Raw genomic sequence first — 22,365 nt, 5'->3', positions numbered from 1 at the left:
GGTGGACGGGTTTGGCGTGATCCACCAGGTCGACTCCAAACCGATCAAGTATGACAAGCAGTACATTTCCTATTACGAGGACCTGAGTGACCGGACCATCAAGCTCGGATATCAGCGACTCGGCTGGGTGCTGGGGATCACTGGCGAGATCCCCGGTCCGTGTTGGAGATTGGATATGGCACCGGCACATTCATCGAAGCCGCGAAAATAACCGGGGTCGCCGACTGCGCCGGCTGCGACATAACCAGGTTTCCGCTGCCCAAGGGCGTCCGCTTCGTCGATTGGGATGAGGCGCTCTCCAGCTCGTGGGATCTCGTCGCCATGTTCGATGTGCTTGAGCATATCCCGGATCTGGGTTTCCTCGCCCGGCTTAAGGCCCGCTACCTGGCCGTCGCCGTCCCTTATTGCCGCTGGCGCGAGCTCGGCGCCGACGGCGACGCCTGGTTCCGGACGTGGCGTATGCGTCTTCCCGACGAGCACCTCCACCACTTCGATCGTGACTCGCTGGTGGCACTCCTCGCACACAGCGGCTTCGAATGCATGACGCTGAACTGCTTCGAGGACGGGATCAGACTGCGCCCTGGCGAAGTGGGTCCGAATATTCTGTCCGGATTCTTTAGAAAGCTATAGACCTCGATCAAATCGATGCGGCTGCTTGGGACCTGGGGCAATCGCGACAATCGCCCGATCGGTACGGGAGCACTGCTGTGGGCAAATCGTGATGCGCGCATTCTTTCGATTGGTTGCCGTTGTGATCGTGGTGTCCGGCGCGACCGGCTGCACCAGTGTTTCCTACTACGCGCAATCCGTGCAGGGTCATCTGCGGATCATGACGGCGCGCCAGGATGTCGGAAAACTGATCGAGGACCCTTCGACGCCGAAGGCATTGCGCGCTCGAATGGCATCGGCGAGCGCCATACGACAGTTCGCAACGGATGAACTGGCGCTGCCCGACAACAACAGCTACCGCAGCTATGTCGATATCGGTCGAGATTCGGTGACATGGGCCGTCTTCGCCGCGCCGGCATTCTCGCTGACGCCGCGAACATGGTGTTTTCCCGTTTTCGGCTGCGTGCCCTACCGGGGATATTTCTCCAGGAAGTCCGCAATTGAAACCGCTGCCGAACTTCAAGGACAGGGCATGGATGTCTATGTGACGGGCATCACCGCATATTCCACGCTTGGCTGGTCGAGTGACCCGCTGCTGAGCACGATGTTCAGCGAGGATAAAACCTATCTTGCAGGGCTGGTGTTCCATGAACTGGCCCACCAGCGCGTCTACGTGCACGACGATTCCGCATTCAACGAGTCGTTCGCTGTCGCCGTCGAAACGACCGGCGTGAAAAAATGGCTGCGCGCAGCTGGCGATACCGCAGCATTGCGCCGTTACGAAGCCGCCCGGAGACGCAAAGCTGAATTTCTTGCGCTGGTGTCGCGGACTCGGGACGAGTTGGCGCAAGTCTATTCCAACGCCGGCACCTCGGAGCAAAAACTGGCCGCGAAGACGGCGGCGATCGAACGGCTGCGGATGCGCTACCGACACATGCGCGACAGGCGCTGGGGCCGATACCGGGGATACGATGCCTGGTTCGCTTCCCCGATCAACAATGCAAAGCTCGCCGCGACTTCCGTCTATAGCGATCGGGTGACCGCGTTTCTCCGCCTGTTCGATCTGTGCTCGGGCGACTATGTCAGGTTCTATGCGTCGGTCCGACGGATTGGCGCACTGGACCAAGCTCACCGTGCCGAAGCCCTTGCGGCGGCGGATAGCTGTTATTGAGCCGGCCAGGGAGGGCCCGGAGCGTCGGAGAACATGCGTCCGAAACCAACCATCACACGGTTGAGATCGCGCGCGGTTCTACTGGTCCGAAAACGTCACGCTCACGCCACGCTGCCGAAAATAAGCCTGCATCAGCTTGCGGCCCGAGCGGTTGTTCTGCGCCAGCTTGGTCGGATCGAACACCGCCTGTTTGATCCCCTCTCGCGTCAGCGCCGCCTTAAGCGCCGCGATATGTGTGTCGATGTCGGCATTGTCCGCCCGGAGCGAGGCATAGATGCTCTCGGTCGCCTCGGCCACGGTCAGTTCGCTCATTGGTGTCGTCCTTTGGTTGGTTGGGCGGCGCTTAGCACAGATTCGCGGTCCGCCGATACTGAGACCGTCAGTACAAAGCGCCCGTCGTGAAAGCGAACCGTTCCTTATGGGGCTTCGTAGAGTTCCAGCGGCAATCCATCCGGGTCCCTGAAAAAGGTAAACCGTTGGTCTGTGTATGGATCGATCCGGATTGGCTCGACGGCAACGCCTGCGGCTTCCAGGCGGATAATCACGGGATCAAGATTAGCCACCGCGAATGCCAGATGTCTCAGGCCTGTAGCCTCTGGGTGGGACGGCCGCATCGCCGGTGCAGGGAAGGAGAACAATTCCAGTTGGGCCGACCCGATCCGCAGATCCGCCTTCCATGACTGCCGCTCCTCCCGATAAACCTCCCGGATCAGATCGAGGCCGAGGAGTTCGACGTAGAACCGTCGCGACCGGTCGTAGTCGGTGCAGATGAGCGCGACGTGGTGAATGGCGTTCAGCATGCTGCTAACCCTGGTCAAGCTGGGAGATGAAGGCGCTTCAAGGCCTGGATCGTCGCGCCCTCGCCACGGTGCTGATCAACCCCGAGCCCATTATCCATAACACCCGCGTTCCACCGCCAGCCGCCGCACCAGCGCCAGCACGGCATCGATGGTCGGGGTCGGCTTGTCCGTTAGCCTGCCAAGTTCCTGCACCGCGCTCACCAGCGCGTCGATCTCCATCGGCCGGCCACGCTCCAGGTCCTGCAGCATCGAGGTCTTGTGCTCGCCGACATCGCCGGCGCCCTTGATGCGCCGGTCGACCGCGATGGGAAAACGCACGCCGAGGCTTTCGCCGATCGCCTGCGCCTCCAGCATCATGGTGCGGGCGAGCGTGCGGGTGCCCTCGTCGGCGACGATCGCGGCAAGCGTGCTGCCGGTCAGCGCCGAGATCGGGTTGAAGGAGAGATTGCCCCACAGTTTTACCCAGATCTCGCTGCGGATGTCTTCGCGCACCGGCGCCTGCAAGCCGCCCTTGACCATCTCCTCGGCCAGAAGCGTGACCCGTTCGCTGCGCTCGCCCGAGGGTTCGCCGAGCGAGAAGCGTTTGCCCTCGACATGGCGGATGAGCCCCGGCGCATCGACCTCGACCGCGGGATAGACGACCGAGCCGATGACGCGGTCCGGTCCAATCCGCTGCCAGATCGCGCCGCCGGGATCGACCGCGTTCAGCCTGGTGCCTTCGAGCGGCCCGCCGACGCCGTGGAAATACCACCACGGCACGCCGTTCTGCATGGTGACGACTGATGTGTGGTCCCCAAGCAGCGGTGCGATCTGGTCGAGCGCCGGGGTGAGGGAATGGGCCTTCAGCGCCAGCACGACATAATCCTGCACGCCAAGTTCCTCGGCCTTGGCGGCGGCCCGGACGGGGACGGACGTCTCCTGGCCATCCTCGATCAGGCGCAGGCCATCTGCCTTGATCGCTTCCAGATGGGCGCCGCGCGCGACGATCGAGAGATCGGTGCGGCCGGCGGCGGCAAGCTTGGCAGCGAGATAGCCGCCGATCGCACCGGCGCCGAAGATGGTGATCTTCATCGTCAAAGCCCGAGTTTGGCGGCAAGGCCGATGCGCTGCAATTTGCCGGTCGCGCCCTTGGGGATCTCGTCCAGGATCAGGATCTTGCGCGGCACCTTGAAGTCGGCAAGCCGCGTCGCGGCATAGGTGCGGATGTCGCCCTCGGTGGCGCTGATGCCTTCGCGCAGCACAACCGCCGCCGCCACCTCCTCGCCAAGCTTGCCATGCGGCATGGCGAAGGTGACGACCTGCGCCACCGCCGGATGGTCCATCAGCACATCGTCGACCTCGAGTGGCGAGATCTTTTCGCCGCCGCGATTGATGATCTCCTTGAGCCGACCGGTGACCCTGAGATAGCCATCCCCGTCCAGCACGCCCTGGTCGCCGGTGTGGAACCAGCCATGCGCGAAAGCCGTGGCGTTGGCATCCGGGTTCTTTTCGTAGCCCGTCGTGACATTGGGCCCGCGGATGACGATCTCGCCGGTCTCGCCTGCATCGAGCAGCCGCCCGTCGGGCGCCATCACAGCCACCTCCGGCCCGGCGGAGGCACCAACGCTGCCGGGCTTGCGCTGGCCCGGCGGCAGCCGGTTCGAGGCCATCTGGTGAGCCGCCTCGGTCATCCCGTAGGATTCGATCACTGGGCAGCCGAAGGTCGCTTCCAGCTCAGTCATGACCTGCGCCGGCAGCGACGCCGAGGACGAGCGGATGAAGCGCAGGCGCGCCGCCGCCAGCGCCTCGGTGTTGCGTGCCGCGCGGGCCAGGATCGCCTGATGCATGGTCGGCACCGCCGTGTACCAGCTCGGCTGCGCCTCGCTCAGCCACTGGAAGAAGCGCAGCGCGTTGAAACCCGGCGTGCAGTAGATGCTGCCGCCGGCAGCCAGCGACGACAGCACGGCCGCGATCAGGCCGTGAATGTGGAACAGCGGCATGATATTGAGGCAACGGTCATCGGCCGTCAGGCCAAGCGTGCCGCCGATATGAGCTGCCGAGGCCGCGATGTTGGCATGGCTGAGCGGCACCAGTTTTGGACGCGATGTCGTGCCGGAGGTATGCAGCAGCAGCGCAATGTCGCTGTCTTGCGCCATGTCGGGCGCGGCCTTCGGTCCGATCGCCGCGCCCTCGATAGCAAAACTGCCGGCGGGTGTGCCAGGCTGCACGACGAGCCGCAGCACGCCGATGCCGAGGCGCTCGGCCACCGTCACCGCGGGGCCGGTCTCACCCTCCGCGACAAGGATCGCCTTGGCGCCGATGTCGGTCAGGTAGAAATCGAGCTCGTCGGCCCGGTAGGCGGGGTTGAGCGGCGCCGTAGAGGCGGCGGCCGCCACGGCGACGAAGGCGGTGGCCATCTCGGGCCCGTTCGGCAGCACGATCGCCACCCTGTCGCCGCGGCCGATGCCGCGCGCATGCAGCTGTTTTGCCGTGTCGGCGATCATGCTGCGCAATCCGCCATGGCTGAGCGTTGCCCTATCGGGCGCCAGAATGGCGGGGGCGTCGTCGGCGCCGGCGGCGAGACGGCGGGAGAGATCTGCGTGGGTTTCAGTTTGGGTCATGATCACCGGCTGGATTTCGAACGATTACTGGCGAGAGCCCTTCTGACGGGCTTGCCTCGATATGGGCGCCATTGGACAACGGATCGCCTCAATAGCCAAGCGCCAAACCATCCTTGCGCGGATCGGAAGCGCCGGTCAGCGTCCCCTTCTCCCAGTCGATCAGCACCACTTGCCCGCCGCCAAGCGGATGATGCGGTTCGGCGATGCGGTGGCCGCGCCGGCGCAGGCCCTCGGTTGCATCAGTGGGAACGCCACGCTCGGCTTCCACTGTGTCATCGTTGTAAAACACCCTCGGCGCATCCAGTGCCTGCTGCGGGTCCATGCCGAAATCGATCATGTTGGTGAGCAGGTGGACATGGCCAAACGGCTGGTAACCGCCGCCCATGACGCCGAACGGCATCACCACGCGGCCGTTCTTCGTCGCCATGCCCGGCATGATCGTGTGCATCGGCCGCTTGCCCGGCGCGATCGCGTTCGGATGCGCCGGGTCGAGGCGGAAGCTCGAACCACGGTTCTGCAGCACGATACCGGTCTTCGGGCCGACGACGCCACTGCCGAACGAATAATAGGTCGAGTTGATGAAGGAGACCGCGTTGCGGTCGCGGTCGACGATGGAGATATAGACCGTGTCGCTGCCGGGCAGCTCGACGCGCGGCAGATGCGTCATGGCGCGGTCGCGGTCGATCTCGGCGCGTAGCCGGTCGGCATAGGCGCCGGACAGGAGCTGCTTCAGGGGCACCGGGACATGGTCCTGGTCGCCGACATAGCGGTCGCGGTCGCGGTAAGCCAGGCGCCCGGCCTCGATCTCCAGATGCAGGCGTTCGGCGCCGTTGGGGTCGAGCCCGCCAAGCTCGAAGCCCGACAGCAAATTGAGCATCAAAAGCGCCGTCAGCCCCTGATTGTTCGGCGGCATCTGGTGGATCTCATGGCCGCCATAGGAGGTGCTGACCGGCGCCACATAGTCGCCTCTGGTCGCGGCGAAATCCTCGGCCGTATGAAGTCCGCCCAATTCGTTAAGCCGGCTCACCATATCGTCGGCGACCGCGCCTTCGTAGAAGCCGGACCGGCCGTGTTTGGCGATGATGCGCAAGGTCGCCGCCAGTTCCGGCTGCCGATGGACGTCACCCGCCTTCGGCGCCCTGCCGCCGGGCAGGAAGATGCGCGCGGCATGCTCGTCGGCCGACAGGTCGGTCTCCGGCTCGGCCCAGTCGAAGGCGACGCGGTCGTGCACGACATAGCCGTTCTCGGCATAGTGAATGGCCGGCGCCAGCGCCTCGGCAAGGCCCTTGCGGCCATGGTCTTCGAGCAGGCGGCTCCAGGCGTCGACGGCGCCCGGTACGGTGACCGCATGCGGACCCTGCAGCGGGATGCGGTCGAAGCCTTTTTCGAGATACCAGCCGACCGTCGCCCTGGCCGGCGCTCGCCCCGAGCCGTTGAAGGCCAGCACATTGCCTTGTCCTCCGGGAGAATAAAGCACGAAGCAGTCGCCACCGATGCCCGTCGATTGCGGCTCGACCACACCCTGCACGGCGGCGGCGCAGACCGCGGCGTCCATGGCATTGCCGCCGGAGCGCAGCATGTCGATGGCCGCGAGCGTTGCAAGCGGATGCGAGGTCGCGGCAACCGCCTCGGTGGCACGAACCGGCGAGCGGCCGGGAAACTGGAAATCACGCATTCTGTCTGAATATCCCCTAGTCACTTCTGCAAATTGGTCACTTCTGCGAATTGATCTGGTGAAATCAATGCCGCCGGCCGAAGATCTGCGCAACCGACAACAGCACGACCGACAGAACAATCAGGCAGGTCGAGATGGCGGCGATCGTCGGGTCGATCTGGTCGCGCAGCGCATTGAACATGCGGCGCGTCAATGTCGTCGTCTCGCCGCCCGATATGAACAGCGAAACCACCACTTCGTCGAAGGAGGTGATGAAGGCAAACAGCGCGCCCGAGACAATCGAGAAGCGGATCTGCGGCATCGTCACCTGCCAGAAGGCGGCGACGCGGCCGGCGCCAAGGCTGCGCGCCACGCGCTCCTGGTTCATGTCGTAGGAGCGCAATCCAGACAGCACGGTCAGCACCACCAACGGCAGCGCCTGCACCGTATGCGCGATGACCAGGCCGGTCAGCGTGTTGTTGAGGCCGATGCGCGCATAGAGGAAGAAGGTGCCGATGCCGATCAGGATCACAGGGACGATCAGCGACGCCGTCAGCAGCGCGTTGATGGTGCCGTTGAAGCGCAGCGTGCCCCGGTTGATGGCATAGGCGGCCGCGGTGCCGAGCGGTGTCGCCACCAGCACTGTCATGACAGCCACCTTGACCGAGACGATCGTGGCATCGCGCCACTCCAGCGACCCGAAATAGGCCTGGTACCAGCGCAGCGACCATTGCTGCGGCGGGAATTGCAGCAGCGTCGAATCGGAAAACGACATGATGACGATGATGATCGACGGTGCGATCAGGAACAGCAGCACGAGGCCGCCGAGGCAATAGAGCCATAGGCGTTGCCGGTGCGAGATAGGCAGGCCGAGATCCCTACTCATCTCGAACTCCACACGCCGGTGGCACGCGCGCCGAGCAGCCACTGGAACAGGCCGAGAAGCGCCAGCGTCACCACCAGCAGCACCACGCCCAGTGCTGCACCCGCGCCCCAGTTTGAATAGAGGCTGGTGGTCTGTTCCATGCGCATCGCCCACATGATGACCTTGCCGCCGCCCATCAAAGCCGGCGTGACGAAGAAGCCCAGGCAGAGCACGAAGACGATGACCACGCCCGAGGCGAGGCCTGGCAGCGACAGCGGAAAGAAGATCTGCCGGAAGGTGGCAGTCGGGCCGGCGCCGAGATTCATGCCGGCGCGCAGGCAGTCGGTGTCGATGGTCTTCATCGAAGCGTAGAGCGGCAGCACCAGGAACGGCAGCAAGATATGCGTCATGCCGATGACGACGCCGGAAAAATTGTTGGCGAGCGATAGCGGCTGGCCGATGATTCCGAGATCGATCAGCCAGCTGTTGATCAGTCCCTTGCGCTGCAGGATCACCAGCCAGGCATAGGTGCGCACCAGAACCGATGTCCAGAACGGCAGGATGACGAAGATCAGGCAGATCGACGCCGCCCGCCGCGGCAGTTGCGACAGCATGTAGGCCAAGGGATAGCCGAGCAGCACGCAGGCGCCGGTGACGATGAAGGCGACCTTGAAGGTGGTGACGAAGGTCTTGATGTAGGAGGCCTGCTCGAAGAATCGCGCATAATTGGCGGCGCTGAAGCCGCCCGCTTCGTCGAACAGCGACAGCCAGAACAGCCAGCCGATCGGCACGATGATGATGGCGAAGACCAGAAGCAGGCTTGGCGACAACAGCGCCAGCAGCCGTAGTGATTCACGCCGGGCGTCGACGTGAAGTCCCTGCGTGTTGAGCTCCCGGCCTGCGGCGCTGCCGATCTCTTCCATGAGGGCGGGCTGCGCGCTCATCAGTCTGCCGCCACCAGGATCGTGTCCTGCGCATCGAGACCGAATGAGACTGGCTGGCCGGGCGCCGGCATTTTGGCCAGCACATCGCTGCGGCAGTAGTCGCGCAAAGTCAGCTGGCGGCCGTCGCGCAACGCCGCGTAGCAGACGAAGCTGTCGCCCTGATAGATGATGTCGCTGACTTTCGCCTCGAGCACGTTGACGCCGCTTGTCGGTTCGGCGTCTGCCAGGAGCCGCAGCTTTTCCGGCCGCACCACCATCAGGTGCTGGCCTGCCGCCGGCACTGGAGCCGCGGTATGGATTCTCCGGTCCTCGTACCAGACGGAGCCGTTGCGGCACTCGACCGGAATGAAATTCGATTCGCCGATGAAGCCGGCTACAAATCGCGTTTGCGGCCTGGCGTAGAGGGTTTCAGGCTTGTCGAGCTGTTCGATGCGCCCGGCGTTCATGACCGCGATGCGGTCGGACATCGTGATGGCTTCGCGCTGGTCGTGCGTGACATAGACGGTGGTCATGCCGAGCCGGCGATGCAGGGCGCGCAGCTCGATCTGCATGTGCTCGCGCAGGCCCTTGTCGAGCGCCGACAAGGGTTCGTCCATCAGCACGATGCGCGGCTCGAAGACGATGGCGCGTGCCAGCGCCACGCGCTGTCGCTGGCCGCCGGAAAGCTGGTCGACCCGGCGTTCGCCCAGGCCCTGCAATTTCACCAGATCGAGCGCCTTCTCGACACGTTCGGCCGTCTCGGCGGCGGCGACGCCGCGCTGCTTCAGCGGAAAGGCGATGTTGTGGAAGACGTTCATGTGCGGAAACAGCGCGTAGTTCTGGAACACCATGCCGATGTTGCGCTTGTGCGGCGGCGTGGTGATGATCTCGTCGCCGCCGACCCTGATCGAGCCGGCATTGGCCCGCACGAAACCGGCCAGGATCATCAGCAGCGTCGTCTTGCCGGAACCGGAAGGGCCGAGCAGCGTCAGGAATTCGCCGGCCTCGACATCGAGGTTAAGGTCGCGCAGCACCGGCACGCTGCCAAATCGTTTCTCGATCCCGCGCATGCCGATGGGCAACGCGGATGGCGCAATGGACAAGATTTTTCGCTCCTTAGCCGCAGAGAACAGGTGGCGAGGCAGTGGCTGGTTACGCTGCCCGCCGTAAGCTTGTGTCCGCAGCCTATTGCTGGATCAGATTGTTGAACTTCTCCGTCGCCTCGATCAGATTGTCGCGCCAGAATTCTGCATCCTGCAGCACCTGTTTCTTGACGTTTTCGGGCGCCGAATTGATGTCCTTGATCCTGTCCTGCGGGATCTTGCCGGTCTCGAAAGCCTTCTCGTTTACTGGGCCATTGTCGACGTAGAGCGGCAGATTGGCCTGCAGCTGCGGGCTGACGAACATCGCAAGCGCCTTCATCGCGGCTTCCTTGTTCTTGGCACCCTTGGGGATGACCATGCAGTCGGCAGTCAGCACGCCCTGGTCGAAGGAGAAACTGACCGGCGCGCCTTCCTTCTTCAAGGTGCCGGCGCGGCCGTTCCAGATGCTCGCCATGTCGACTTCGCCATCCTTGACCAATTGCATGGCCTGAGCGCCGGAGGTCCACCAGGCGTCGACATGGCCACGGATCTTGTCGACCGATTTCAGCGCGCCGTCGACATCCACGGGATAGACCTTGTCGATCGCCAGGCCCGAGGCGAGAGCCGCGACGCTCAGCGTTTCGGTCGCCTGGCTGCCGCTCAACGCGCGCCGTCCCGGAAACTTTTCCACGTTCCAGAAGTCGGCCCAGGTCTTGGGGCCTTTGTCGCCGAACACATCAGTCCGATAGATCAGCACGACGGAGGTGTAGGAAATGCCGACCCAGTCATCATGGACAAGCTTCGGATTGATGCCGCTCTTGTCGATAATGCCGTAGTCGAGCTTCTCGAACAGCCCTTCCTTCGAGCCGCGTGCGCATTCGTCGGCGCCAAGCTCGGTGATGTCCCATTTCACCGCATTGCCGGTTACCTGCAGCCGTACGTCGTCGAGGCCGTTGGTGGTGTCCTCCTTGATGGTGATGCCGAGCGCGTCGGCTGTCGGCTTGAAGAACGCCTTGGTCTGCGCTTCCTGGTAGGTGCCGCCCCACGAGGCGACGGTGATGGTGTCGCCCGCCACGGCGGGGGCCGCGACCGCTGCCATGAGGGCGGCCACCGCGACAACGCTGATGCTTCTGGTCCTGTTCATTTTCGGCTCTCCACCGGTGTTCCCATTGTTTTTGATTTCGCATGCTATTTTGTATACAATTTTGAGTGTAGCTTCGGGATCAGCGATGTCAACACCGATCGGCGCGCCTGGGGGTCGTCGACCCGGGCTGGGAGATGGGGCGCCGGGGCGTGGCAAACCGCGCCGACTTTGAATACAGCTATGCGTGAGAACATATGCCGGCGGAAAGACCGGAGAACTGGAAACGGAACTTGGCCAAGGAAACCAAAAACACGCTGCGCGACTCGGTCTATTCCGCGCTCAAGGCGATGATCGTGACCGGCCAGATCCCGCCGGGATCGCGCGTCACCGAGAACGACATCGCCGCAAAACTCAATGTCAGCCGCACGCCGGTGCGCGAGGCCTTCAATCGCCTCGAGCGCGACGGCCTGGTCACCGGCCGGCCGCGCCAGGGCTATGTCGTCACCGAGTTCGACATCAACATGTTCCGCGAGGCCTTCGAGATCCGCGAACTGCTCGACGGCCACGCGACGGAACTGGCCGCCGCTGCTGCGACGGAACAGGACAAGGCGCGGCTGCGTGCCATGCTGGCCGAATGCGAGCGGCTGGCCGCCATTCCGGAGCGCACCACGCGCGAAAAATTCCAGGAGCTCGAAGTCGGCATCGACCTGCACCGCGTCATCGCCGAAATCAGCGGCAATGCGATGCTGCATGGCATGCTGTGCGGCATCCTCGACAAGTGCCAGCACTATGTCTGGACCGAACTGTTGTGGCTCGACGAATGGAAGATCGCCCGCGACGAGCATGCCGAGATCGTCGAGGCGATCTGCGCCGGCGATGCCGCCCGAGCCGGCACGCTGGCCCGCGCCCACGTAAGGGGCTCGCGCGACAATGTGCTGCGCCTGCTGCAGGCGAAATCGGACTACCAGAGTTTTCTGGCCAAGGCGTCCTGAGCGGCGCTGGTGGCGGCGTCAGATGGTCCGAGCGGCATATGGATATTGCTATCGACAGCACTACTATATGTCTCACGAACTGCGACGAGGACGGTCCAGTGCTTCCCTCGACAGGGCTCGATCGGTTGAGCGCATTTTCGGATGGCGTGTTCGCCGTCCTCATCACGGTGCTGGTCCTCGACTTGCGCCCGCCGGAGTTGCCGACGTTCAAGGCGCTTCTGGAGCTCTGGCCGACATGGCTGAGCTACAGCGTCAGCTATCTCTTCATCGCCATCGTCTGGGCGAACCATCATCATCTGTTACGCCACGCCAGGGAGGCGACAGCCAGCCTGATGTGGTACAATTTCGCACATCTGTTCTCGGTTTCGCTGCTGCCGCTGGCGACCGCGTGGATGGCGGTCAGCGAGCTGGCGCCGCAGCCGGTCGCCTTCTATGCCGCCGTCTTCTTCCTGGTGAACCTGACCTACATTCTTCTGATCCGCGAACTCATCGACCCGATGCCGGAGAACGCGGTTCCGCTCGCGGTGCGCAAGCGCATGCGCATCCGGTCGCTCGCGACGCTCTGCCTATTCGCGCTGGCGGGGCTGGTCGCCCTGAAATATCCAGTCGCGGGCTTGGCGATCTGTTGCTGCTGCTTGGCCGTCTATCTCAGGCCGGAAGCGCCGGGGGCAGGCAAAAGCTCGGGCAAAGGCTGAATTCTCGCACCCGACGCGTTGGGCGGCTTCAGCCCTTGCGCTCCTGAAGGCTGTTGCCGCCATCGACCACCAGCAGGGCGCCGTTGACATAGCTGGCGCCTTCCGAGGCCAGGAACACGACCGCGGCGGCCACCTCATCCGGTCGCCCGGCCCGCGCCGGCGGCGTATTCAGGGCGGCTTGCCGCTCCATCTCGCTCGACGACCCTGTTTCGATCCAGCCGGGAGCCACGGCGTTGGCCGTGATGCCGTTTTTCGCCACTTCGAGCGCCAGCGTGCGTGTCAGGCCGACCATGCCGGCCTTGGCGGCGGAATAGGCTGATGTGCCTTCGAAAGACACCAGCGGTCCGGTGACCGACGCCACATTGACGATACGCCCATAGCCCGCTTCGACCATCGCCGGCAGAAACGCCTTGGTGACGAGGAATGCCGTCTTCAGGCTGACGTCGATCCCCTGATCCCAGTCGGCCTCGGTCATGGCGAGAAACGCCTTGTCGACCGATGGCGATGCCAGCGAGCCCATGCCGGCATTGTTGACCAGGATGTCGACCGCGCCGACATTGGCTCGCAGCCGCGCGACATCGGCAGCGATGGTGAGATCGGCGACCACGGCCTTGGCGTCGATGCCTTCTGCACGGAGCTCAACGGCGCGATCGAGCACACGCCCACTGGCACCGGTGAGAAAAACGGCATGGCCGGCATGGCCGAGCTGGCGGGCAATGGCGAAACCGATGCCGTCGGCCGCTCCGGCCCCGGTGATCAAAGCGCGCTTGATGGGGGTAGAGGTCATGGTCAAATCAGGCTCCGCTGCTTGCGCCTGTCGCGGTCTTACCACGCACATTGGGGTGATGACGCTGCGAAGATTTGCTCTGCAACATCCCGCCCCGCTTTGCGTTCTCGACGTGCGAAGACGAGACGAACGAGGCGTGGCGATAGAGCGGGCGTGGCAAGGACGATCTTGATGCCCGAGATCCGGAAAATACCGTGTCTTCCGCAGGTGGGTGCTATGCGAGCGGGGCGAAACGGGCTCGGCGTGCAGTCAATCGCGCGGATTAGATCCTCTTGTCTCAATTCCGATGTCGTAGCGCGTCGACGATGACCTTGAACGCGGGAAGATTCTGACGACGGCTCGGATAATAGAGGAAATAGCCGTCGAAGAAGGGCGACCAATCGTCGAGGACCTGCACCAGCAGGCCCGAGGCGATGTGCCGCTCCACGATGTTCTCGGGCACATAGGCGATGCCGTAACGGTGCACGGCTGCGTCGATCATGGCGTAGGAATTGTTGAAGGTCAGCTGGCCGTTTACCCGGACGCGCAACGCCTGCCCATCCTTCTCGAACTCCCATGCATAAAGACCGCCGGCGGTCTCGTGACGCATGTTGATGCAGACGTGGCGGATCAGGTCCTGTGGGTGCTCAGGCACACCACGCGCGGCGAAATAGTCGGGAGAAGCCACCGCCACCAAACGCCAGTCCGGACCAATTCGGACCGCGATCATGTCCTTCTCGACGCTCTCTCCCAACCGGACGCCCGCGTCGAAGCCCTCCTCGACGATGTTGCGGAACGTGCTGTCCAGGATCAGTTCGACACCGATATCGGGATAGGCGCTGAGGATCGGCTTCAGCTTGGGCCAAACCACGCTTTCAAGCGCGTGGTCGGACAGCGTCAGCCTGATCGAGCCCGAGGGTTTTTCACGAAACGCCATCAACGCGGCGATCTCATCCTCGATTTCGCCGATGCGCGGGGCGATCGTCTGTAACAGCCGCTCGCCTGCGGCGGTCGTCGCGACATTGCGCGTGGTGCGGGTCAGGAGGCGTATGCCCATTTGCGCTTCGAGCTGCTTGATCCTGTGACTGAGCGTCGACTGCGCGACGCCGAGCTTTGCCGCCGCCTTGGTGAAGCTGCGCTCCTCGGCGACGGCCTGAAACCACGTCAGTTGATTGAGGTCGGTTTTGGCCATGAGCTTCTCTCGTTTGCCATGCCGCAGCACATTATTCGATGTGGTCGATTGGTTCATGCGAATTTCGATGGCTAATCGCTTTATGGCAAAGCCACTAGTTTTGCGTTGCAACAATTCAGCAGGAGCAAACGACATGGCGATTGCCGCCGCAACCGATGCGGATAGCAAACCGGACGCCGCCTGGGGCGCGGTTCTTTCGATGGCACTGTGTGTGGCAATGCTGATCGCCTCGGAATTCATGCCGGTCAGCCTGCTCACCCCCATGGCCGAAGGATTGCGCGCAACTGAGGGACAGACCGGACAGGCGATCTCGATCAGCGGTCTTTTCGCCATAGCGGCGAGCATGGTCATCACCACTGCCGCTGGAACGCTGAACCGCAAATGGGTTCTGGTCGCGATGACGGCTTTCATGCTGTTGTCACTGGTTCTGGTTGCGGCGGCCCCGAATTTCTCCGTGCTGATGCTCGGTCGAGGCCTGTTGGGCATCTGCATCGGCGGCTTCTGGGCACTGGCCACCGCCGTCATCATGCGGCTGGTCCCTGAAAGGGATGTGCCGCGCGCGCTCGCCTTGATGTATGGCGGACAGGCGATCGCTGCGGCCTTCGCCGCGCCGATCGGCAGCTATCTCGGCGCCGTGTTCGGCTGGCGCGCGGTGTTCTGGGCGCTGACGCCAATCGTCGCCATCAACCTCGTCTGGCACTTGATCGCGCTGCCGTCGTTGCCCGCGCGCCAGCGGCAGGATTTCCGGACGATGTTCGGCCTGCTGAAGCGCCCCCATTTCCTGCGCGGCCTTATTGCCTCGATGTTATCCTGGGGCTCGGCCTTCACCATGTTCACCTATCTGCGCCCCTTCCTGGAGCAGGTGACGGGCGTCAACGTGGGGACGCTCTCGATCCTGTTGCTTGTACTGGGCTGTGCGGGCTTCCTCGGAACATGGGCGGCAGGGCGTTTCGTGAGCGGCAATGTCGCACCGCTGCTGCGGTTGCCCGCGCTGCTGATGGGCGGCTGCACGCTGGGGCTCCTGCTTCTCGGCGGTTCGGTAGCCGCCGCCGGCCTCTTCCTTGCTCTCTGGGGCGCGGCGAACACCGCAATGTCTGTGATCTGGATGACGTGGATGTCCCAAAACGCGGACGATGCGCCGGAAGCCGCCGGAAGCCTGATGGTCGCAGCCATCCAGGCGTCGATCCTGCTCGGTGCCGTGGTCGGCGGGCTGCTGCTGGATGGCATGACGGTCTTCGCGACCTTCGCCGGCAGCGTGGTTCTCGCCGGCCTTGCAATCGCCCTGATCGGCAATGGCCGGCGGTTGCTGAAGCCCGGACGCCCCGCACTGACGTTCGTTCAACGAACTGCCCAATCCCAATTCATACCAACAGGAGATCGGAAATGCCCATGAATACCCCTGACACGAAAAATTCGGCAAGCGTCATCCACCGGCGCGAACTGTTGAAGTTGACCGGCGCAGGCGTCGCCGCCTTCGGTGCAGTTTCAATATCCAACCCCTTCAAAGCAAAGGCTCAGAATATGTCAAAGCAATGGGATAAGGTCTTTCCGCTCAGCGATAAGATCGATCACGAGAAGATCACATTCAAGAACCGCTACGGCATCACACTGTCGGGTGATCTCTATCTGCCGAAGGACCGGGCCGGCGGACGTCTGCCGGCGCTTGCCGTCGGCGGTCCGTTCGGCGCTGTTAAGGAACAATCCTCTGGCCTTTACGCGCAGACGATGGCCGAGCGCGGCTTCGTCGCACTGGCTTTCGATCCGTCCTACACCGGCGAAAGCGGCGGCGAGCCGCGCAATCTCGCTTCGCCGGACATCAACACCGAGGATTTCAGCGCGGCCGTCGACTATCTCGGCCTGCACGCCGCCGTCGACCGTGAGCGCATCGGCGTCATCGGCATCTGCGGCTGGGGCGGCATGGCTTTGAATGCCGTCGCCGCAGACAAGCGCGTCAAGGCCGTGGTGGCGAGCACCATGTACGACATGACCCGTGTTATGTCGAAGGGCTACAACGACAGCGTGACCCCCGAACAGCGCGCACAGACATTGGAGCAACTGGGTCGGCAGCGTTGGACGGATGCGGAAAACGGCGCGCCAGCCTATCAACCACCCTACAACGACCTGCACGGCGGCGAGGCGCAGTTCCTGGTCGACTACCATGACTATTACAGGACGCCGCGCGGCTACCATGCGCGCGCGGTCAACTCAGGCAATTCCTGGACGCAGACCACGCCGCTGTCGTTCATGAATATGCCGATCCTGACCTACATCGCTGAAATCTCGCCGCGCCCGATCCTGTTCATCCATGGCGAAAAGGCCCATTCGCGCTACTTCAGCGAAACCGCCTTCGCGGCAGCGGCGGAGCCGAAGGAACTCATGATCATTCCAGGCGCCAGCCACACCGATCTTTACGACAAGGTGAACGTGATCCCGTTCGACAAGCTGACCAGCTTCTTCAATCAGCATCTCGCTGCCTGACCAGGTCGTATCGTCGAAGGGTGCGGCCGTGTGCAGGAACGATGGACATGGCCGCACCGACCGGGAGACTTTAAATGACACGCGCCGCCGTATGGCTTTCACGCCGCACCTTGCTGGCAGGTGCTGCCAGCCTCGCGCTCCCCTCTTCGGTGCGCTCTCAGACCGACGCAGCCACGGATAGGAAAGGAGCCACCATGCGCCTTAGATTCATCTTCGGGGATCAGGATTTCACGGCGACGCTGGAGGACAATCCTTCCGCGCACGATCTGGTCTCGATCCTGCCGCTGGATCTGACGATCGACGACTATTCGACCAACGAGAAGATCGCCTACCTGCCGCGCAAGCTCACCGAGGAAGGCAGCGGTCGCTTCGGCAACGAGGCGACTGGCGATCTCTGCTACTACGCCCCCTGGGGCAATCTGGCGATGTTTCATGGTCCCTACCGCTGGTCGCGCGGCCTGATCCGGCTCGGGCGACTGGACCAGGGCCCGGCGCCCCTTCTGACGCGCGGAGAACATCCGCTGCGCGTCGAAATGCTTTCCTGAACCCGGGAAGGCCGCTGCGCACGGGGACAATGCCGCGGATGCCGGACAAAACCGAAGCAGGTTTCGAGTGACTGACGCACGCCGACCAAGTGGCATGAGCGCCTGCTGACCTCGATCCATGATCTGATACAAATGATGCTCGCCTATCGGGAGATCGCTGTTAGATCGTCGTCGGCACCATCCACATCGCCAATCACCGCTTGGAGCTCCGCCCCGACCGCGTCGGAACTCCGCCAATCTGAAGAGATTCGAACTCTTTACTGCCTAACGCCGCCGTTTCTACGCTTTTTCGCTCGCAGGCTATTCCCCGCTCGTCGCGTAGGCACCAATTCGGCAGCTATATCGTCGCATAGAAACGATGAATGGTTTTGGCGCGCCCGAAGAGATTCGAACTCCTGACCCCCAGATTCGTAGTCTGGTGCTCTATCCAGCTGAGCTACGGGCGCGCAACAGGCCATGCTTTCCATGACCCCGCGATCCGATCGTGAACGACCGGTCGCGACGAGACGTGTTCCCTAGCGACTGAATTTCCGAAAAGCAAGCCGATCCGGTAAAAGTTTTGTCGCAGGCGTGTCATCCGGCAATGACAGCTCGCTTCTCGGCGCCTCAAAACAACCAAAGCGCATCGTGTCTGGGTGGTTCAGACGATGCGCTTTCCATGCATGCCGCCTCTCAGGGCAAAAGGCCGTTTCGCGGGCGACATGTTTCTGGAAGGAAGGGGTGAGACCGAAAAGCTAGGTGTTGCCAAGCGGAAACCGGTCAAGAACCTCACGCCGGGCGGCGCAGGCCGTTGCGGGCCTGGTCGAGCCGGACCGGCTGGTCGGGGATGGTGACGGCGAATGTGGTGCGCCCGCCAATGCTCTCGACCAGCTCGACCGTGCCGCCATGCGCGCGGATCAGTTCGTGCGCGATCGCCAGGCCAAGGCCGGTGCCGCCGCTGCGCGCCGAGCCGCGAAAGGCCGCGAACAGGTTTTCCCGCGCCTTGGGCGGCAGGCCGGGGCCGGTGTCGCTGACGGCGATGCGGCTGACGCTGCCCAGGCGCACGGCCGACACCGCCAGGCGGCGCACCAGGGCGCTTTCACTGTCGGTCGCCATCGCCTGCACGGAATTCCGGCACAGATTGGTCAGCACCCTGAACAACTGGTCGGAATCGGCATCGACCTCGAAGGCCGGCTCAACCGAATTGACGAACTCGATGCCTTGCTCGATGTCAAGCAGGCCATGCACGTCCTCGACCAGTTGCCGCAGCCTCAGGCGTCGGCGCGCCGGCGGCGGCTCCTGCGTGCGGCCGTAGTGAAGCACGCCTTCGGAATAAGACACGGCGCGGTCGAGCGCGCGCAGCAGTTTCGGCGCGAAGGCCTGCACCGTCGGATCCTTGACCTGACGCAAGCGGTCCGACATCAGCTGCGCCGAAGCCAGGATGTTGCGCATGTCATGGTTGATTTTGGAAACCGCCAGGCCGAGATCGGCAAGATGCTTCTGCTCGGAGAGCATTTTTTGCAGCCGTTCCTGCATCTGCGACAGCTCGCGCTCGGCAACGCCGATCTCGTCGGCGCGGGCAGCCGGATGGATGATCCGCCCGGGATCGTCAGGGGCTTCGGAGAAAGACAGCATCGAGCGCGTCATCGTCCGGATCGGCCCGATCATGATCAGGTCGATGGCGGCGTAGACCAGCATGGCGGTGAACAGCGAGATCAGCAGCGAGACGAAGGCGACGTTGCGCGAATAGCGCAGCATCGCGTTGCGCAGGCTGTTGTCGGGCATGATCAGCTCGAACTCCTTGTCGGACTCGCCGACCGGACCGAAGACGCGCAGCATACGGTCGCCGCCGAAAAACAACGTGTCGAGCGCGCCGGTCATGCCCTTGATCATGCCGATCGAGGCGATATCGATGTGTTCGTCGACCTTCGGCGGCATTTCGGCCACCACCAGCAGCCGCGAGACGCCGCCGTCGCGCACCGCGATCGCCTTGGCGCCGATCGCCATCAGCACGTCGTTCTGCGCCGTGCGCGACAGCGAGGTGGGTTCACCCTGCACCAGCACGATCGACACCGCCGCCGCCGTGCTCAGCCGCTCCTTCAGCCAGTTCAGCCGGTAGCTGGCGATCCAGGGCAGGAAGATCAGCACTTCGGCCAGCAGCACGAAGACGATGGTCAGTAGCAGCAGCTTGGTCGACAGGCCGCGCGACAGCGGAACCGTGCGCACGCTGGCCGGCGCCTCGGTGGACCCCGCCGTGCCAATCCCTTCCTGTGCCTGTATGGTTTCGCTCATGCGGCTAATGTCTTCACGATCACTTGATCAACGCAGATTAGGCGATTACGGCTTTTTTGCCAATTTCATCCTTGGTCGCAAACATAAACCGGCCTGAATGGCGAAGCTTTCGGCCCGACGACTCCGGATTGACTTCCAAAAGCCTTCTTTCTATAAGCCCGCACACGCTCGGGCCATTCGTCCCGGCGCGGTTTCGATCGCGCCAAAGCCGGCCCGGCAAAGCTCCTGTTACACAGTGACAGAATCAAGAAGGGCCGCACCCCGCGGTATTAAAACAAATGAAGCGTACCTACCAACCGTCCAAACTCGTCCGCAAACGTCGGCACGGCTTTCGTGCCCGCATGGCCACCAAGGGTGGTCGCGGCGTCGTCGCAGCTCGCCGCAACCGCGGTCGCAAGCGGCTCAGCGCCTGAACGGAAGACGAGATCGTTGCCCGCATCCGGCAAGCCAGTGGGACCAAATCCCAAGCGGCTTCTGAAGCGCGCGGAATTCCTGGCTGTCCGTCGTGGTGAAAAACGACGCGGGCGGCTTTTTCTCGTCGAAGTTCTCGACCGCGGCGACGGCCTGTCGCCGCGCGTCGGCTACACCGTCACCAAGAAGGTCGGCAATGCGGTTGTCCGCAACCGCGTCCGGCGGCGGCTGCGAGAAGCCGTCCGTACGCATGCGGCAAGTGACATGGCGCCTGGCAATGACTATGTCATCGTCGGGCGCGAAGACGTGCTTACCACTCCGTTCGGCCAGTTGAAGGCCGAACTCTCCCGCCGACTGCGCGGAACACGATAGGCCAAGGGCTTTCGATGGAAAACAACCGGAACTTCTTCATCACCATCGCGCTGTCGGTGCTGATCCTGGCGGTATGGCAATATTTTTATGTGTTGCCGCGCAGCGAAGCGCAGCGCGAGGCCGCCCGCGTCGAACAGCAGCGCGTCGAGGAGCAGAAGAAGGCCGCCGGCACCAATCCCGGTACCGACACCGGAACGCCCGCCGCCCCTGGCGCCATTCCCAACGCACCCGGCACCGATGCCGTGACGCCGGCCGGCCGCGAACAGGCACTGGCCACGACGACCCGCGCGAAGATCGACACGCCGAGCCTCGAGGGTTCGATCAACCTGACCGGCGCCCGTCTCGACGACCTCAAGCTCAAGCACTACACCGAGACGGTCGACAAGAACTCGCCCGAGATCAGCCTGCTCAACCCGGCGGCACTGCCCAATGGCTACTATGCCGAGATCGGCTTCGTCGGCAACGACAAGACCGGCGCGGTGCCCGGTCCCGAAACAGTGTGGGCTGTCGACGGCAATGCGACACTGACGCCGACGACCCCGGTCACGCTGACCTATTCGAACGACAAGGGCCTGACCTTCAAGCGCACCTTTTCCGTCGACACCAACTACATGTTCACGGTGTCCGACACGGTGCAGAATGCCGGCACGGCCGCCGTCTCGCTGTCCAATTACGGCCGCGTCACCCGCTTCGACAAGCCGCTCGTTGCAAGCACCTATGTGCTGCATGAGGGCCTGATCGGCTTCACCGGCACGGAAGGCCTGCAGGAACACAAATACGCGTCCATCGAGAAGGACAAGCAGTTCACGCCGGGCAAGTCGACCGACGGCTGGCTCGGCATCACCGACAAATACTGGGCGGTGACGCTGGTGCCGACCGAGAAGCAGCCGTTCCAGCCGCGCTATGCCTATTTCGAGGACGGCCGCCATCGCTACCAGTCCGACTTCCTCACCGACCCGATCACCGTCGATGCCGGCCAGTCGGCGACGGTGGAGAGCGAGATCTTCGCGGGCGCCAAGGAAGTCGGCAAGATCAACGCCTATGCGGAAGACCGTCATATCAAGCGGTTCGACCTTTTGATCGACTGGGGCTGGTTCCACTTCATCACCAAGCCGATGTTCTGGCTGATCGACACGCTCTACAAATTCTTCGGCAATTTCGGCCTGGCCATTCTCGCCACCACCGTCATCGTCAAGGCCATCTTCTATCCGCTCGCCAACAAGTCGTACGCGTCGATGGCGAACATGAAGAAGGTGCAGCCGAAAATGCTCGAGATCCGCGAGAAATACGCGGACGACAAGATGAAGCAGCAGCAGGCGATGATGGAGCTGTACAAGACCGAGAAGATCAACCCGCTTGCCGGCTGCTGGCCGGTGGCGCTGCAAATCCCGGTCTTCTTCTCGCTCTACAAGGTGCTCTACATCACCATCGAAATGCGGCACGCGCCGTTCTTCGGCTGGATCCAGGATCTGGCCGCGCCCGATCCGACGTCGCTGTTCAACCTGTTCGGCCTGATCCCGGTCACCCTGCCGCACATGCTGATGATCGGCGTCTGGCCGTTGATCATGGGCGTCACCATGTTCCTGCAGATGCGCATGAACCCGACGCCGCCGGACCCGACGCAGGCGGCGATCTTCACCTGGATGCCTGTCATCTTCACCTTCATGATGGCGGGTTTCCCGGCCGGCCTGGTCATCTACTGGGCCTGGAACAACACGCTGTCGATCCTCCAGCAGGGCATCATCATGAAGCGCCAGGGCGCCAAGATCGAGCTGTGGGACAATCTGGTCGCGCTGTTCCGAAAGAAACCATCACCGGCCGAATAGAAGGCGCAGCGCTTTCTCCAGCCTTCAAA

Annotated in this window: 22 protein-coding genes and 1 tRNA gene; 10 read left to right on the top strand and 13 right to left on the bottom strand. The window is 63.3% G+C overall.

Annotated elements, in window-relative coordinates:
• Positions 1 to 159 precede the first annotated feature (159 nt).
• Complete coding sequence (locus M729_RS01000000134715; RefSeq protein ID WP_245267543.1) at positions 160 to 630, top strand: methyltransferase domain-containing protein; 471 nt, start codon at positions 160 to 162, stop codon at positions 628 to 630.
• A 91-nt stretch (positions 631 to 721) separates the two neighbouring features.
• Positions 722 to 1,780: an aminopeptidase gene (locus tag M729_RS0106770; protein ID WP_027161130.1), complete on the top strand. Its 1,059-nt coding sequence runs from the start codon at positions 722 to 724 to the stop codon at positions 1,778 to 1,780.
• Positions 1,781 to 1,858: 78 nt separating this feature from the next.
• Here the strand turns inward: M729_RS0106770 and M729_RS0106765 are convergent, their stop codons facing one another.
• From M729_RS0106765 to M729_RS0106725, 9 genes are all read right to left on the bottom strand, one after another.
• On the bottom strand, positions 1,859 to 2,092 hold the full coding sequence (locus tag M729_RS0106765; protein ID WP_024502111.1) for a hypothetical protein: 234 nt from the start codon (positions 2,090 to 2,092) through the stop codon (positions 1,859 to 1,861).
• Between the two features lie 104 nt (positions 2,093 to 2,196).
• Positions 2,197 to 2,580 (bottom strand): VOC family protein, encoded by a 384-nt coding sequence (locus M729_RS0106760; RefSeq protein ID WP_027161129.1) that lies wholly within the window; start codon positions 2,578 to 2,580, stop codon positions 2,197 to 2,199.
• Between the two features lie 90 nt (positions 2,581 to 2,670).
• Positions 2,671 to 3,651 carry a 2-dehydropantoate 2-reductase gene (locus M729_RS0106755; RefSeq protein ID WP_013528521.1) on the bottom strand — a complete coding sequence of 327 codons (981 nt, stop codon included), beginning with the start codon at positions 3,649 to 3,651 and terminating at the stop codon, positions 2,671 to 2,673.
• Between the two features lie 2 nt (positions 3,652 to 3,653).
• The gene (locus tag M729_RS0106750) at positions 3,654 to 5,180 is read right to left on the bottom strand and encodes an acyl--CoA ligase (protein WP_027161128.1); all 1,527 of its coding nucleotides are present in this window, start codon (positions 5,178 to 5,180) and stop codon (positions 3,654 to 3,656) included.
• Positions 5,181 to 5,268: 88 nt separating this feature from the next.
• Positions 5,269 to 6,855 carry a gamma-glutamyltransferase gene (gene ggt, locus M729_RS0106745; protein ID WP_013528519.1) on the bottom strand — a complete coding sequence of 529 codons (1,587 nt, stop codon included), beginning with the start codon at positions 6,853 to 6,855 and terminating at the stop codon, positions 5,269 to 5,271.
• Between the two features lie 64 nt (positions 6,856 to 6,919).
• Entirely contained in the window at positions 6,920 to 7,720 is an 801-nt protein-coding gene (locus tag M729_RS0106740) for an ABC transporter permease (RefSeq protein WP_027161127.1), read from the bottom strand.
• Positions 7,717 to 8,643, bottom strand: coding sequence for an ABC transporter permease (locus M729_RS0106735; RefSeq protein WP_027161126.1), 927 nt, complete (start codon positions 8,641 to 8,643; stop codon positions 7,717 to 7,719). The genes M729_RS0106740 and M729_RS0106735 overlap by 4 nt, the downstream gene beginning before the upstream one ends.
• The gene (locus M729_RS0106730) at positions 8,643 to 9,725 is read right to left on the bottom strand and encodes an ABC transporter ATP-binding protein (RefSeq protein ID WP_013528516.1); all 1,083 of its coding nucleotides are present in this window, start codon (positions 9,723 to 9,725) and stop codon (positions 8,643 to 8,645) included. Before M729_RS0106730 ends, M729_RS0106735 begins: the two co-directional genes overlap by 1 nt.
• 82 nt (positions 9,726 to 9,807) lie before the next feature.
• Positions 9,808 to 10,848, bottom strand: coding sequence for an ABC transporter substrate-binding protein (locus tag M729_RS0106725; RefSeq protein WP_027161125.1), 1,041 nt, complete (start codon positions 10,846 to 10,848; stop codon positions 9,808 to 9,810).
• Positions 10,849 to 11,078: 230 nt separating this feature from the next.
• Here M729_RS0106725 and M729_RS0106720 point away from each other — a divergent pair, with 230 nt between their 5' ends.
• The gene (locus M729_RS0106720; RefSeq protein ID WP_027161124.1) at positions 11,079 to 11,780 is read left to right on the top strand and encodes a GntR family transcriptional regulator; all 702 of its coding nucleotides are present in this window, start codon (positions 11,079 to 11,081) and stop codon (positions 11,778 to 11,780) included.
• A 125-nt stretch (positions 11,781 to 11,905) separates the two neighbouring features.
• Positions 11,906 to 12,475: a TMEM175 family protein gene (locus M729_RS0106715; RefSeq protein WP_027161123.1), complete on the top strand. Its 570-nt coding sequence runs from the start codon at positions 11,906 to 11,908 to the stop codon at positions 12,473 to 12,475.
• A gap of 28 nt (positions 12,476 to 12,503) precedes the next feature.
• On the opposite strand, the gene M729_RS0106710 is transcribed toward M729_RS0106715, so the two are convergent.
• Together M729_RS0106710 and M729_RS0106705 are read right to left on the bottom strand one after the other, a co-directional pair.
• Complete coding sequence (locus M729_RS0106710) at positions 12,504 to 13,262, bottom strand: SDR family NAD(P)-dependent oxidoreductase (RefSeq protein ID WP_027161122.1); 759 nt, start codon at positions 13,260 to 13,262, stop codon at positions 12,504 to 12,506.
• 277 nt (positions 13,263 to 13,539) lie between these two features.
• On the bottom strand, positions 13,540 to 14,433 hold the full coding sequence (locus tag M729_RS0106705; protein WP_027161121.1) for a LysR family transcriptional regulator: 894 nt from the start codon (positions 14,431 to 14,433) through the stop codon (positions 13,540 to 13,542).
• Between M729_RS0106705 and M729_RS0106700 the strand changes: the two genes are divergently transcribed.
• The 3 genes from M729_RS0106700 to M729_RS0106690 all read left to right on the top strand — a co-directional run bounded on the left by M729_RS0106700 (position 14,432) and on the right by M729_RS0106690 (position 17,456).
• The gene (locus tag M729_RS0106700) at positions 14,432 to 15,826 is read left to right on the top strand and encodes an MFS transporter (RefSeq protein ID WP_245267547.1); all 1,395 of its coding nucleotides are present in this window, start codon (positions 14,432 to 14,434) and stop codon (positions 15,824 to 15,826) included. The two genes, M729_RS0106705 and M729_RS0106700, sit on opposite strands and share 2 nt — an antisense overlap.
• Positions 15,817 to 16,911, top strand: coding sequence for an alpha/beta hydrolase (locus M729_RS0106695; protein WP_027161120.1), 1,095 nt, complete (start codon positions 15,817 to 15,819; stop codon positions 16,909 to 16,911). Before M729_RS0106700 ends, M729_RS0106695 begins: the two co-directional genes overlap by 10 nt.
• A 74-nt stretch (positions 16,912 to 16,985) precedes the next feature.
• Positions 16,986 to 17,456, top strand: a complete 471-nt coding sequence (locus M729_RS0106690; protein ID WP_024502099.1) for a cyclophilin-like fold protein — start codon at positions 16,986 to 16,988, stop codon at positions 17,454 to 17,456.
• A gap of 369 nt (positions 17,457 to 17,825) precedes the next feature.
• Here the strand turns inward: M729_RS0106690 and M729_RS0106685 are convergent.
• Positions 17,826 to 17,902 (bottom strand) — tRNA-Arg (locus M729_RS0106685).
• A 322-nt stretch (positions 17,903 to 18,224) separates the two neighbouring features.
• Positions 18,225 to 19,727: a HAMP domain-containing sensor histidine kinase gene (locus M729_RS0106680; RefSeq protein ID WP_027161119.1), complete on the bottom strand. Its 1,503-nt coding sequence runs from the start codon at positions 19,725 to 19,727 to the stop codon at positions 18,225 to 18,227.
• A gap of 278 nt (positions 19,728 to 20,005) precedes the next feature.
• Between M729_RS0106680 and rpmH the strand changes: the two genes are divergently transcribed.
• The 3 genes from rpmH to yidC are packed head-to-tail and all read left to right on the top strand — an operon-like array spanning position 20,006 to position 22,336.
• Positions 20,006 to 20,140, top strand: coding sequence for a 50S ribosomal protein L34 (gene rpmH / locus M729_RS1000000136955; protein WP_008833937.1), 135 nt, complete (start codon positions 20,006 to 20,008; stop codon positions 20,138 to 20,140).
• A gap of 16 nt (positions 20,141 to 20,156) precedes the next feature.
• Positions 20,157 to 20,510 carry a ribonuclease P protein component gene (gene rnpA / locus M729_RS0106670; RefSeq protein ID WP_013528505.1) on the top strand — a complete coding sequence of 118 codons (354 nt, stop codon included), beginning with the start codon at positions 20,157 to 20,159 and terminating at the stop codon, positions 20,508 to 20,510.
• A gap of 14 nt (positions 20,511 to 20,524) precedes the next feature.
• On the top strand, positions 20,525 to 22,336 hold the full coding sequence (gene yidC / locus M729_RS0106665) for a membrane protein insertase YidC (RefSeq protein ID WP_013528504.1): 1,812 nt from the start codon (positions 20,525 to 20,527) through the stop codon (positions 22,334 to 22,336).
• Positions 22,337 to 22,365 lie beyond the last annotated feature (29 nt).

This window comes from Mesorhizobium sp. WSM1293 (assembly GCF_000513875.1).
GTDB classification, from domain to species: domain Bacteria; phylum Pseudomonadota; class Alphaproteobacteria; order Rhizobiales; family Rhizobiaceae; genus Mesorhizobium; species Mesorhizobium ciceri.
The sequence above is the reverse complement of the archived record's forward strand: the minus strand, read 5'-3'. Positions and strand labels throughout refer to the sequence as shown.

Bases quoted from the DNA above. Each gene is read 5' to 3' on its own strand.
- M729_RS0106770 (WP_027161130.1), top strand. From the start codon at position 722: ATGCGCGCATTCTTTCGATTGGTTGCCGTTGTGATCGTGGTGTCCGGC.
- M729_RS0106765 (WP_024502111.1), bottom strand. From the start codon at position 2,092: ATGAGCGAACTGACCGTGGCCGAGGCGACCGAGAGCATCTATGCCTCG.
- M729_RS0106760 (WP_027161129.1), bottom strand. From the start codon at position 2,580: ATGCTGAACGCCATTCACCACGTCGCGCTCATCTGCACCGACTACGAC.
- M729_RS0106755 (WP_013528521.1), bottom strand. From the start codon at position 3,651: ATGAAGATCACCATCTTCGGCGCCGGTGCGATCGGCGGCTATCTCGCT.
- M729_RS0106750 (WP_027161128.1), bottom strand. From the start codon at position 5,180: ATGACCCAAACTGAAACCCACGCAGATCTCTCCCGCCGTCTCGCCGCC.
- ggt (WP_013528519.1), bottom strand. From the start codon at position 6,855: ATGCGTGATTTCCAGTTTCCCGGCCGCTCGCCGGTTCGTGCCACCGAG.
- M729_RS0106740 (WP_027161127.1), bottom strand. From the start codon at position 7,720: ATGAGTAGGGATCTCGGCCTGCCTATCTCGCACCGGCAACGCCTATGG.
- M729_RS0106735 (WP_027161126.1), bottom strand. From the start codon at position 8,643: ATGAGCGCGCAGCCCGCCCTCATGGAAGAGATCGGCAGCGCCGCAGGC.
- M729_RS0106725 (WP_027161125.1), bottom strand. From the start codon at position 10,848: ATGAACAGGACCAGAAGCATCAGCGTTGTCGCGGTGGCCGCCCTCATG.
- M729_RS0106710 (WP_027161122.1), bottom strand. From the start codon at position 13,262: ATGACCTCTACCCCCATCAAGCGCGCTTTGATCACCGGGGCCGGAGCG.
- M729_RS0106700 (WP_245267547.1), top strand. From the start codon at position 14,432: ATGAGCTTCTCTCGTTTGCCATGCCGCAGCACATTATTCGATGTGGTC.
- M729_RS0106705 (WP_027161121.1), bottom strand. From the start codon at position 14,433: ATGGCCAAAACCGACCTCAATCAACTGACGTGGTTTCAGGCCGTCGCC.
- M729_RS0106695 (WP_027161120.1), top strand. From the start codon at position 15,817: ATGCCCATGAATACCCCTGACACGAAAAATTCGGCAAGCGTCATCCAC.
- M729_RS0106690 (WP_024502099.1), top strand. From the start codon at position 16,986: ATGACACGCGCCGCCGTATGGCTTTCACGCCGCACCTTGCTGGCAGGT.
- M729_RS0106680 (WP_027161119.1), bottom strand. From the start codon at position 19,727: ATGAGCGAAACCATACAGGCACAGGAAGGGATTGGCACGGCGGGGTCC.
- rpmH (WP_008833937.1), top strand. From the start codon at position 20,006: ATGAAGCGTACCTACCAACCGTCCAAACTCGTCCGCAAACGTCGGCAC.
- yidC (WP_013528504.1), top strand. From the start codon at position 20,525: ATGGAAAACAACCGGAACTTCTTCATCACCATCGCGCTGTCGGTGCTG.